The organism is Acinetobacter indicus CIP 110367 (assembly GCF_000488255.1).
GTDB classification, from domain to species: domain Bacteria; phylum Pseudomonadota; class Gammaproteobacteria; order Pseudomonadales; family Moraxellaceae; genus Acinetobacter; species Acinetobacter indicus.
On the sequence record NZ_KI530756.1, the window covers coordinates 91,030 to 103,592 of the forward strand.

Annotated in this window: 8 protein-coding genes and 2 tRNA genes; 8 read left to right on the plus strand and 2 right to left on the minus strand. The window is 47.6% G+C overall.

What is annotated here, in order from left to right; translation table 11 throughout:
* Window positions 1-529 precede the first annotated feature (529 nt).
* From P253_RS11735 to P253_RS11750, 4 genes are all read left to right on the plus strand, one after another.
* Window positions 530-3,928, plus strand: coding sequence for an Rne/Rng family ribonuclease (locus tag P253_RS11735; RefSeq protein ID WP_016659607.1), 3,399 nt, complete (start codon window positions 530-532; stop codon window positions 3,926-3,928).
* A 170-nt stretch (window positions 3,929-4,098) separates the two neighbouring features.
* The gene (locus P253_RS11740; protein ID WP_016659608.1) at window positions 4,099-5,940 is read left to right on the plus strand and encodes a long-chain-acyl-CoA synthetase; all 1,842 of its coding nucleotides are present in this window, start codon (window positions 4,099-4,101) and stop codon (window positions 5,938-5,940) included.
* Between the two features lie 130 nt (window positions 5,941-6,070).
* A tRNA-Lys gene (locus P253_RS11745) sits at window positions 6,071-6,146 on the plus strand.
* Window positions 6,147-6,220: 74 nt separating this feature from the next.
* Window positions 6,221-6,296 (plus strand) — tRNA-Lys (locus P253_RS11750).
* A gap of 126 nt (window positions 6,297-6,422) precedes the next feature.
* On the opposite strand, the gene P253_RS11755 is transcribed toward P253_RS11750, so the two are convergent.
* Entirely contained in the window at window positions 6,423-7,019 is a 597-nt protein-coding gene (locus P253_RS11755) for a hypothetical protein (protein ID WP_228127902.1), read from the minus strand.
* A gap of 288 nt (window positions 7,020-7,307) precedes the next feature.
* Between P253_RS11755 and P253_RS11760 the strand changes: the two genes are divergently transcribed.
* A complete protein-coding gene (locus tag P253_RS11760) occupies window positions 7,308-7,574 on the plus strand; it encodes a PspC domain-containing protein (RefSeq protein ID WP_005181954.1) in 267 nt (88 codons plus the stop codon).
* Between the two features lie 68 nt (window positions 7,575-7,642).
* On the opposite strand, the gene P253_RS11765 is transcribed toward P253_RS11760, so the two are convergent.
* Complete coding sequence (locus P253_RS11765) at window positions 7,643-8,773, minus strand: HPP family protein (protein ID WP_005181952.1); 1,131 nt, start codon at window positions 8,771-8,773, stop codon at window positions 7,643-7,645.
* 480 nt (window positions 8,774-9,253) lie between these two features.
* Between P253_RS11765 and glyQ the strand changes: the two genes are divergently transcribed.
* Genes glyQ through P253_RS16005 form a run of 3 tightly spaced genes read left to right on the plus strand, consistent with a single transcriptional unit; the run spans window position 9,254 to window position 12,554 of the window.
* A complete protein-coding gene (gene glyQ, locus P253_RS11770) occupies window positions 9,254-10,243 on the plus strand; it encodes a glycine--tRNA ligase subunit alpha (RefSeq protein ID WP_005181950.1) in 990 nt (329 codons plus the stop codon).
* Window positions 10,243-12,312 (plus strand): glycine--tRNA ligase subunit beta, encoded by a 2,070-nt coding sequence (gene glyS, locus P253_RS11775; RefSeq protein WP_016659609.1) that lies wholly within the window; start codon window positions 10,243-10,245, stop codon window positions 12,310-12,312. The genes glyQ and glyS overlap by 1 nt, the downstream gene beginning before the upstream one ends.
* A 2-nt stretch (window positions 12,313-12,314) precedes the next feature.
* A complete protein-coding gene (locus P253_RS16005) occupies window positions 12,315-12,554 on the plus strand; it encodes a hypothetical protein (RefSeq protein ID WP_228128878.1) in 240 nt (79 codons plus the stop codon).
* The last annotated feature ends 9 nt before the right edge of the window (window positions 12,555-12,563 follow it).

The window sequence follows — 12,563 nt, forward strand, 5'->3', positions numbered from 1 at the left end:
GAATTATGCCGACGCCGAAGGCTTATTATATCGGCAAAACTGCAAACTGTTGCGTTTAATTGTACTTAAGGTACATAAATCAGTTTGCCTGAAAAAATATGTCGCCAACCTCAAGTTGGTTTTTAAACGTAAACTGATACACATCAGACTAGTCGTTCCCTGATGTCGCATTCAGGCTACAGCGTTGATACATTGGATCTGCACAAATTGTAAAGATACGACGATAATTCCGTATCAAGACACTCGACTAAAAGAAGGGATGATCTTTGAGCAATGTGACAGTGAAAGTTACTCACATCCAATGTACCGCTCGTCCGCCAGTGAAACGACCAGGTGACTTTAATCGTTTAAAGATTGAAGCCGTATTGACATCATCAATACGTGAATCATCCACCGAAACCCGATTATCAGGCCGGTAGAGAAACGTTCAGACCGCTGTATTTGAGATCTGAACCATGATCCGTGATGTTTGATGCTCGCTACGTATAGAGCGATGTTTTGCTGTGTATCACTATAAGGTGTTACACCCATGAAACGTATGTTGATTAATGCAACACATGCTGAAGAAATTCGCGTTGCACTTGTCACTGGTCAGCGTCTTTACGATTTTGATTTAGAAAATCGTACCCGTGAACAAAAAAAATCAAATATCTATAAAGGTCATGTGACTCGCGTAGAGCCATCTTTAGAAGCTGTATTTGTTGAGTATGGTGCCGGTCGTCAAGGTTTCCTGTCGATGCGCGAAATTGCCAACTCTTACTACAAGGCCGATCCTCGTCAAACTTCAAATATTCGCGAACTGATTACTGAAGGCACCGAACTGCTGGTTCAGGTAGAAAAAGAAGAGCGCGGCAACAAAGGTGCTGCCCTGTCGACCTTTATTTCACTGGCGGGCCGTTACCTGGTCCTGATGCCAAACAACCCGAAAGGGGGTGGTATCAGCCGTCAGATTTCCGGTTCAGTGCGTGAAGAACTGAAAGAAATGCTGGCCTCTTTAAACGTGCCACGCGGTATGAGCGTGATTGTACGTACTGCCGGTATTGGTCGTTCTCAAGAAGAATTACAACTCGATTTACAGCATCTGCTAGATCTGTGGGCGCAAATTCAAAGCACCTCAAGTTCTGGTCCATCGCCAATGCTGGTGCATCAGGAAGCCGGTGTCGTCACGCGTGCCATTCGTGACTACCTGCGTGATGATGTGGCTGAAATCCTGATTGACTCAGAACAGGCCTATAACGAAGCTTATAACTTCGTAAAAGCGGTGATGCCACGTCAGCTCGACAAGTTAAAAACCTATACCCTAAATGAACCACTGTTCGCGCATTTCGGTATCGAAAGCCAGATTCAAACCGCCTATGAACGCGAAGTCAAACTGCCTTCAGGTGGTTCAATCGTGATTGACCAAACCGAAGCATTGGTGTCAATCGACATTAACTCGGCAAAATCAACTCGTGGTCAGGACGTTGAAGATACCGCACTAAACACCAACCTGGAAGCTGCTGAAGAAATTGCACGCCAGTTACGTTTACGTGACATCGGTGGTCTGGTAGTAATCGACTTTATCGACATGACCAAAGACCGTAACCAGCGTATGGTGGAAGCCAAGCTGCGTGAAGCAACGCAAAGCGACCGCGCGCGTATCCAGTTTGGTCAATTGTCACGCTTTGGTTTAATGGAGATGAGCCGTCAGCGCTTACGTCCATCTTTAGAAGAAGCGACCGGTTATGTTTGCCCACGTTGTCATGGTACCGGCATGGTACGTGACTTACGTTCTCTCTCACTGTCGATTATGCGTAAAGTGGAAGAGATTGCGCTACGTGAGCGTCATGGTGAAGTTCAGGTTGAAGTACCGGTTGAAATTGCAGCATTCTTATTGAATGAAAAGCGTCACAGCCTGGTTTACCTTGAACAAACCTCAAATGTACGTGTAACGGTATTGCCGCACCCGCATTTAGAAACCCCACATTACGAAATCTCTTACAATCCGGAAGGCTTTGCCCCAACCAGCTATGAACGCACAGCAGCCACCCGCTTAAGCGAACAGGAACTGGGTTATGAAGCCTCTGAATGGCATTTAGAAGAAGAACAGCACGCTCAGCATGCAGCTGCGCCTGCAGCACCGCAAAAGGAACAGAAGCGTCCAGCCAAAGCTCAAGCCGCTGCGCCTGCACAAGTGGCCCCTGCTACCGCTGCACCAAGTGCTAGCCCATGTGCATGGTTAGAAAACCTGTTTGTGCAAAAACAGGCCAACACGGTTGATCAGTCACGTAGCGCCAACAATGCGGCTGCAGCGATTGAGCAAATGGTCAATAATGGCGCAGTTAGCCGTGGCCAGTTCGGTCAGATTGCAGCTGCGGCGCCTGCGGCTGCACCAGCAGCAGCCAGCAATGCTTATCTTGCCCCATCAACTGTGGCCAAGCATGAGCGTGATCACGCTGAAAAACCGGCTGAACGTGAAGAAAAATCATCACGTCACAACAACAAAAAGCGCAGCAAGCACAAAGAGCCGCGCGAGCAAAACAGCCAGAATGACAACAGCCCAGCACAGCATCAGGTACACGAAGAAGTGGTGCAGCTGTCACGTCAGGAGCAACGTCAGGAAGCGCGTGAAAACAAACGCAACTCCCGCCGTCAGCACAACAACAATGAACAGACGCAAAACGAAGCGCAACAGCAAGATGCTGTGCCACGTCGTGACCGTCGTAACCAGCAACGTCCAGAGCGTCCAAATCGCCACCGCGATGCCAGCGTGCTGAATGACACGGCTGCACCGGCAGCAGTTACAGCAGCACCAGCCGCTGAAGCACAAGGCCTGAAAGTGGACCTGGTGGATGCACCACGTCAGGACGTGATGCCAACTGCTCTGGTGGTGAATGTTGATGCTGCACAAAGTGAAATTGTCGCGCTAAACCAGAACGCAGCCGCTGCACCTGCAGCAATTGCTGAACTTCCGGTTGCGACCAGCACTGAAGCAGTAGAAGAAGCACCAGTACCAAAAGAAGAAGTGGCACCTGCGGCAATTGTGGCTGAAGAGCACAAATCGCAACCGGTGAAACGCGCCAGCAACGATCCGCGTCAGCGTCGTCGCCAGCAACGTGAAGGTCGTGCGCAACAAAACCAGCCGCCAAAGCTGTCACCATCTCAGGTTCCAGCCTTGCAGCAGTACACGGTAGGCAGCCTGATCCGTCATGTGTATGGTGAAGATTGCTCGGTACTGATTGAGCAGTTTGGTTTAATCCCAACCTTTAACCGCGCCCTGCAAAAGTTCACTGAACAATATGCAGCCAGCCTGGTCGCTCAAGCACCTGCGGCAGAAAGCCAAAAGCAGCCTGTGACCCGTGATGTTGAAGTCAGCAAAGCTGAGCCAGAAGCAGAACCTGCTCCTGTGCTGGACCTGACTCCACCAGCGCCAGTCAAACGTGTGGCCAATGATCCGCGTGAGCGTCGTCGTTTAGCCAAACTTGCTGCCGAGCAGGCGCTGGAACAGGCCAAACAGGCCCATGCCGACGAAGCAGAAAAAGCACCCGCTAACGATGCACCAGCAGAAACTACGGCGGACGCTCAAGCAGCTGAAGCAACAGAAGCCACTGCTGCAAGCAGCACAGCAGCACCTGTAGAAGCGACTGCCGAGCCAGCAGCAACTGAAGCAGCACCAGCGGCTGAAACCACTGCGACTGAAACTGAAGTGGCGACTGAAGAAAGCGCTGCAGCCGAAGCACCGGCTAAAGAAACAGCGAAAGCTGAAGCAGCGCAACCAGTACAGGCTGAACTGCCAGTTGATGCAGCAGATGCCAGCGAAGCACCGGCAAATGCAGAAGCTGAAGCTCCAGAAGCCGCAGCAGACAAGGCCGAGAAAGAAAAACCGGCACGTCCGCGTCGTCCACGTGGCCGTCCACCAAAGAAAGCCAACACCTCAACTGAGTCATAATTTGCTTTTTTGCAGGTGAATAAAAAAATCCAGTCATTTCGGTGGCTGGATTTTTTTTGTTAATTTGTCAGATTAGGTTGATTACACTACAACGAAACGATTAAAACCTTAAAGTGCAATATTCATGCGCTAGAACTACAGATTGGATGTCGAGAATAAATAGGATTCATATGAGCCATACAACACAACATGATCTTATTGGTCTGGCCGATGTCGCCGCCAAAATTCCAAAGTTTATCGGCAAAGTCCCGAATCTTATTCAGGGTCTGAGTCAAGCCTATTTACGAACGCCATCCACCCCTGCCGGTCTGGGCATTGCCTTTGAAAAAGCGGTCAAACGTAATCCGCATGGTCTGGCTTTAATGTTTGAAGAGCAGCGCTTTAGCTACAAAGCCCTGAATGAATGGGCCAACCAGATTGCCCACTATTATCTGTCACAAGGCGCACGCAAAGGCGATGTGATTGCGGTAATGCTGGAAAACCGCCCGGAACTGATCGCGACTGTCATCGGTCTGGCCAAAATTGGCGTCACCATTGCACTGGTAAACACCTCACAGGTCGGCAAGGTGCTGACCCATAGCATCAATCTGGTCAAACCGGTCGCGCTAATTGTTGGCGAAGAATGCCGTGCTGCGGTAGAGGAGATTCGTCAGGCGCTGGATTTGCCGGCAGATCGTCTGGACTGGTTTGCCGATCAGGAAACCCAGCGCGATGCCGGCAAAGCTCCGAACGGCTTTAATAATCTGGCCGAAAAGATCGACCATTTCCCGAAATTCAATCCGCCGACCACACATTCGGTCCAGGGCAAAGACGGCCTGTTTTATATCTATACCTCGGGAACCACCGGCCTGCCGAAAGCCGTGGTGTTCACCCATAGCCGCTGGACCCTGGCTTACGGCACCTATGGCCATGTGCTAAATCTGAATCCAAAAGATGTCATGTATGTGACCCTGCCGCTGTATCATGCCACTGGTATTGTGGTGTGCTGGTGCGGCGTAATTGCCGGTAGCGCAACCCTGGCAATTCGACGTAAATATTCCACCTCCAGCTTCTGGAAAGATGTACAGAAATTTAATGCCTCCGCCATTGGTTATGTCGGCGAGCTGTGCCGCTACCTGATGGATGCACCGCCATCTGCGCTGGATCAGGACCATCGTGTTACCAAAATGATTGGGAACGGTATGCGCCCGAACATTTGGAACAAGTTTAAACAGCGCTTTGGGATTGAAGAAATTCTGGAGCTGTATGCCTCCAGTGAAGGCAATGTTGGCTTTAGCAACATCTTTAACTTTGACAATACCGTTGGCTTTTCTCCAACCCCCTATGCGATTGTGGCTTTCGATAAAGAAAAAAATGAACCGGTCCGGGATGCGCGCGGCTGGTGCCAGAAAGTCAAAAAAGGTGAAGTTGGTTTATTGATTGGCAAAATTACCCGCCGTTCGCCGTTTGATGGCTATACTGATCCGGAAAAAAACAAGGCGGTGATTTTAAAAGGCGTTTTCCAGCGTGGCGATCAATACTTTAATACCGGTGATCTGGTACGAAATATCGGCTTCCGTCATGCCCAGTTTGTTGACCGCCTGGGTGATACCTTCCGCTGGAAAGGCGAGAATGTCTCCACCACCGAAGTGGAAAATATACTCTGCGATTATGACAAAATTGCCGAAGCGGTGGTCTACGGCGTAGAAATTCCAGAAACCAATGGTCGGGCCGGAATGGCGGCCATTACCTTAAATGCCGATGCTACACTGGATGAACATGACCTGCAGCAGATGGTGAGCCAGTTTAAACAGGCCCTGCCCGGCTATGCGGTTCCCGTATTTTTACGGATTCAGGCCCAGGTTGAAACCACCGGCACTTTTAAATATCAGAAAAACAAGCTCAAAGAACAGGCATTTAATCCGGCAGCTACCACGGATCGTTTGCTGGTGTTGCTGCCCGGTGCAGCGGCTTATACTGATCTAACCCCGGAAATTTTCGAGCAGATTCAAACCTATCAATACCGCTTCTAAGCCCAAAGTTGTCTATTTTTTGATTCCCTAGCATGAATTTGTTTCATTTATAATCAAACATAGACAACTTTTTTATTTTTTACTTGCGCTCAAACGAGATCTTGCTACAATACGCTCCATCAAATGATATGGGTCGTTAGCTCAGTTGGTAGAGCAGCGGACTTTTAATCCGTTGGTCCCGCGTTCGAGTCGCGGACGACCCACCATCTTTCCTTAGGAACTCTGCAAAAACTCCAGTTCTTGCATCTTAAAAAATAAGCAGCTTATTTTTTATTCCTCAGGGTCGTTAGCTCAGTTGGTAGAGCAGCGGACTTTTAATCCGTTGGTCCCGCGTTCGAGTCGCGGACGACCCACCATTTATCTTCCAGAATAAATATCCTCGCTTCCCTACTCTGCATTGCACATTTATATGCTGGCCTGCATTGCATCTGCGCTACAACCTTAATATTGATATGGATGAAAGAACGCTCGATCTGCTTTTGCTAATCGGCCGACTTTTCCAGATAATAAGCATGTGCCGGTAAAGGATTACGGGAAAAATACTGCTGATTTACCGTCGATACTGTGGCAATTTTTTCTAAATCCATGCGTAGATTCTGCGTGTCATCAATATCATAAAAAATTTCCACCCCATTACTGCGATGCACAATAATCTGGTGTGCGGCTTCATCATACATCCAGTAATCCAGATGATAATTCATTTGTGCACCGGCCATGACCCGGCCAAGATAGACAATGGAACGATGTGCGGTGCCATCAGGCAATAAAGTCAGAATAAAATCGGCTGTACCGGTCTCACATTTGACATAGGCATCTTCACAGCTAATTTTTACCTGATACCGGCCGACATAGGCCAAGGCCGCTTCCGGCACCACGGCTTTATCGGCATCTTTTGCAGATGGAAATACCGGTTGGCCAGCCACTTCACTCAGGCGTTTACTTGGCACATCTTCCGTCACCTGCAGGTCTGCCACGGGTGTAAACGGCTGTGCCTCCTCTCCTTCTTGACTGTTAAACGTCGGGTCACAAGCGGCCAAAGACAGGCAACAGATTCCCCATAACCATTTCGAACAATGCACAGCCAATATGGTGTCTCCCGGGTATCAATAAAAATAGCCACCGTATGCCTTTGCATCAGGTTGATGGGCACACAGCGAAGCTATTGAAATTATATGAATTTTCACCCAAATCTACAGTTTTTGTAGACCTGTTTCAAGATTTTAAAGCGCAATATTTATACCGTGTCATTTTATTTACATAAATTAATGATTTATAGCGCATTGACCCTTTAAAAACGGAAATAGGTCGCCATTTTTATTTTATAAGTTGTTGATTGACTCACCATTTTATTTTTTAAGGAGACCTCAATGGCCAATGTTGGTTTATACCGCTCTAACCGCTCAAACATGATTGCAGGTGTAATGGGTGGTATTGCCGAACGTTTTGGTTGGAATGCAAATTTACTCCGCATTATTTTTGTGTTGGTATCCATTATGAGTGCCGCCTTCCCGGGTATTCTGGTGTACTTGGTACTGTGGCTGGTGATGCCGAAAAAGAAAGCTGAAATTGAACACGTGAATGGCTATCGCAATCCGGTACGTACCATTCATGAAGATCAGAACAGTTACCGTTAATCTTCATTTTTCTTGCACAGTTTAAAGCTACGGTGGACCCCTATTACCGTAGCTTCTTTTTTCTGGCTTTAACTTTCCGTAGTTTTGCTGCGTAGCCAGATCAGACGCTGGTTCATGGCGGCAATCATATCGGCGCGGCTAATAATCCCGACCAGCTGCTGCTGTTCCACCACTGGAATATAGTTAAACGAACGTTCCACAAAATACGGGACCAGATCGGCAATACTCTGATGTGGTTTTACCGTCACCACCTTGCGGTTCATAATGTGTTTGACCTGATGCTGCCATGACATCCGCACATCAGTAGCATGTTTAAACCATTCCACCACTTCATACAGTGCCAATGTGCCGACCAGTTGCTGCTCGGCATTTACCACCGGCAAGCTCATTAAATTGACCTGCTTGAACTTGTCTAGCGCGAGCTGGATATCATCATCCTGCTGCAAGGTAATCACATCATGGGTCATGATATCTTCACAGCGCCATTCCTGCACGTTTTCATCCTGCATACGCGCATTGGCCTGATATTGCGCTTCCAGAATAATTTTCTGCAAGTCATATTCACTAATGTCCAGCAGCTCGGTCTGATGCTCCAGCACATGATGAATATCTTGCGGCTGAATGGTGACTTTCTGGGTTGGGGTCGGGTCTTGCGAACGCAGGTTCAGCTGGGCCTTGTGTGGATATTGCTTGCCAGTCAGTCGGTTAAACATCATTGCCACCAACAGCAATAACAGCGAATTTAACAGCACCGGATAAAAGATAAATAAATAGCCCAGTTCACTGACCGCCTCACCGCCCAATACTGCGGTAATCGCCACAGCACCACTCGGTGGATGCAGCGAATCGGTCGACATCATTAAAATAATAGATAAGGCCACCGCCACACTAAAGGCTTCGGTCAGATTCGGAATATACAGCGCACAAGTCACACCAATAATGCCGGCAATAGTATTGCCAATCACCATATTCCACGGCTGTGCCAGCGGACTGGCCGGCACCGCAAACAGCAATACTGACGACGCACCCATCGGCGCGATATACCAGGCATTAATATCGCCCAGAATCCATAAGCTGATCAGTGAAGATAGACTCAAGCCCAGCAAAGCACCCAATCCGCACAACAGACGTTCTTTCAGCGGCAGTAATTTGAAATTGGGTTTTAAGATTTCTAACCATTCAGATTGCGGATGAAACACGGGAATCCTTTGTGATTTTGGCGACGGCCGCCATTATAAAATGAAGCAGCTTATAAGATGTATTCATTCTATATCTTATAATTATGAATTTTTCTGTTGAGATGTATATCAGTATAGGCACACTGAATCATCCTCTTTTTAGAAAAAATTGATAAGCCCTTCATTTTAAAAACATCGTTTTTGCGTATACACCGTTCAGCGCAGATGATTGCGCTGTATACACCAGATGAAACCAATCTTTGAGAAAAATGACTGAAATGACAATGCTGGGTTTTCCCCGAATCCTACAGATCAAAATCCGGTTTTTGTGGATAGACGGATCAATCTAACGCCGGTTTCTCTACTGATTTTTTACGGCGATTTTTCGGTTAGGCTTCGCTTCCTGATCAAAGCGCCAGCATTGTATGGATAACCTTTGCTACCTCCCGCCAAAATCCTTATAATTGAGCACAATTTTTCTCTAATTTTAAGTGGATGACCATGAGTCGCGCCATATCGCATATTGATACTTTCCAAGGCTTAATTCTTGCCTTACAAAATTACTGGGCGGAGCAAGGCTGCGTCGTGTTGCAGCCTTACGACATGGAAATGGGTGCAGGAACATTCCACACTGCGACCTTCCTTCGCGCACTGGGTCCTGAAACCTGGAATGCGGCTTATGTGCAACCATCACGCCGTCCGAAAGATGGCCGTTATGGTGAAAACCCGAACCGTTTGCAACACTACTACCAGTTCCAGGTGGTATTAAAGCCAAACCCGGACAACATCCAGCAGCTGTATCTGGATTCTTTAAAAGCCATCGGGATTGATCCTTTGGTTCACGACATCCGTTTTGTCGAAGATAACTGGGAATCACCAACACTCGGTGCTTGGGGCTTAGGTTGGGAAGTTTGGCTGAACGGTATGGAAGTCACGCAATTCACTTATTTCCAGCAAGTCGGTGGTGTTGAATGTTATCCGGTCACGGGTGAAATCACTTACGGTTTAGAACGTCTGGCGATGTACCTGCAAGGTGTCGACTCAGTTTACGATTTGGTTTGGACCAAAGGTCAGTTCGGTACGGTGACCTATGGCGATGTATTCCATCAAAACGAAGTAGAACAATCGACCTATAACTTCGAATATGCGCCAGTCGACAAACTGTTTGAACTGTTCGACTTTTACGAAGCAGAAGCCTCTCGTTTGATGGAAGCGAAACTGCCACTTCCTGCCTATGAGCAAGTGGTGAAAGCATCACACAGCTTTAACCTGCTTGATGCGCGTGGTGCGATTTCTGTGACTGAGCGTCAGCGTTATATTTTACGTGTCCGTACATTGGCGCGTGCCATTGCACAAAGCTACGTGGCCGCACGTGCAGAGCTTGGTTTCCCAATGGCAGAACCGCATTTACGTGATGAAGTTCTGGCACAGTTAAAAGCACAGGTTGAGGCGGAAGCCGCGCAAGCAGAAAAATCAGCGGAGAGCAAATAATGTCTAAACATACTGTTTTATTTGAACTTGGCTGTGAAGAACTTCCACCAAAAAGCCTGAAAAAATTACGTGATGCGTTACAGGCTGAAACGGTTAAAGGCTTAAAAGATGCAGGTCTGGCTTTCGATTCAATTGAAGCTTATGCTGCACCACGTCGTTTGGCACTTAAAATTGTCAATGTAGATGGCGCGCAAGCCGACACTCAAAAACGTTTTGACGGCCCTGCAAAACAAGCAGCGTTTGATGCTGAAGGCAATCCAACCAAAGCTTTAGAAGGCTTTATGCGTGGTCAAGGCATTACGGTTGATCAAGTATCGACTTTCCAAGCAGGTAAAGTTGAAAAAGTGTGTTACTTAAAAGATGTCAAAGGTCAAAGCCTTGATGCGCTGTTACCGCAAATTTTACAAAATGCTTTGGACAACCTGCCAATTGCGAAACGCATGCGTTCTGCAGCCAGCCGTACTGAATTCGTTCGTCCGGTAAAATGGGTGGTGTTGCTGAAAGACAACGATGTGGTTGATGCAACCATTCAAGATCATAAAGCTAGTAACGTGACGTATGGTCACCGTTTCCATGCACCTGAAGCGATTACGCTGGCCAATGCAGATGCATACTTAGATGCACTTCGTAGCGCTTATGTGGTTGCGTCTTTTGAAGAGCGTCAAGCGATCATCGACCAGCAAGTAAAAGCACTTGCTGATGAAGTGAATGCCATTGCGATTGTGCCTGCGGATCTTCGTGACGAAGTCACTGCACTGGTTGAATGGCCTGTTGCACTACGTGCCAGCTTTGAAGAACGCTTCCTTGCTGTTCCTCAAGAAGCGCTTATTACGACCATGCAGGACAACCAAAAGTACTTCTGCCTGGTGAATAGCGATAATAAACTGCAACCGTACTTCATTACGGTGTCAAACATCGAGTCGAAAGATCCGTCACAAATTATTGAAGGTAACGAGAAAGTCGTTCGTCCACGTTTGTCGGATGCTGAATTCTTCTTCCTGCACGACCAAAAACAACCGCTTGCGTCTCGTAAGGAGAAACTGGCGAATATGGTATTCCAGGCAGAACTCGGTACGCTTTGGAACAAATCTGAACGTATTGCCAAACTTGCTGTTGCGCTTGCGCCAATTACAGGTGCAAATGCGGCTGACGCTGAAAAAGCTGCCCTGCTGGCAAAATGTGACTTAACCTCTGAGCTTGTGGGTGAATTCCCAGAACTTCAAGGCATCGCGGGAACTTACTATGCACGTCTTGAAGGCGAAAATGATGAGGTGGCTGAAGCACTTGGCGAGCAGTACTTGCCTAAATTTGCAGGTGATGTTTTACCGAAAACCAAAACAGGTACAACCATTGCGCTTGCAGACCGCTTAGATACGCTCACCGGTATTTTCGGTATTGGTCAAGCGCCTACAGGTTCGAAAGACCCGTTTGCCCTGCGTCGTTCTGCAATTGGTATCTTACGTCTAGTGACTGAAAACGAGCTTGATGTTTCAATCGAAGATTTGATCAAACTTGCTTTAGCTGCGTATGGCGATGTACTCAAAGATCACGATAAGACTTTAAACGATGCGGTTGCATTCCTTGAAGGTCGTTACCGTGCCAAATATGAAGACCAAGGTGTGGCTGTTGACGTGATTCAAGCCGTTCAAGCCTTGTCACCAAAATCACCGCTTGATTTTGACAAGCGTGTCAATGCGGTCAATCACTTCCGCGCATTGCCTGAAGCGGCTGCACTTGCTGCTGCGAATAAGCGTGTTGCCAATATTCTTGCCAAAGAAGCGGCACCAGCTGGTGAAGTGGTTGAAGCGAATCTGGTGGAAGATGCTGAAAAAGCATTGTTCGCTGAACTTGCAAAAATCACGCCTGTAGTTGAGCCATTATTCGCTGCCAAAGACTACACTGGTGCGCTCTCTGCACTTGCTGCACTGCGTGCGCCTGTAGATGCGTTCTTTGACGGTGTAATGGTGATGGCGGATGATGCTGAATTAAAAGCAAACCGTTTACGCTTGCTTGCTCAGCTTCGCGCCTTATTTACCAAAGTGGCGGATATTTCGGTGCTTCAACACTAAAGATGAGTATTTATAACGACTCACCTATCACCCTTGCAATCCTCAAGCTCTTTCAAGAGCTTGAGGATTGGATTTCAATGAATCATCAATATCTTCCTCATGGTGCCGTTAAGGCATTTATTTTTGGTGGCTGTGCGTTTCACATCCACACCAATGCTCGAGGTAGCAATGATATTGATGCTGAAATCCAATCGATCAGCCAATTAAAAAAAAGAAGATATTTTCTTATTTCTAGAAAATAATGATATTGA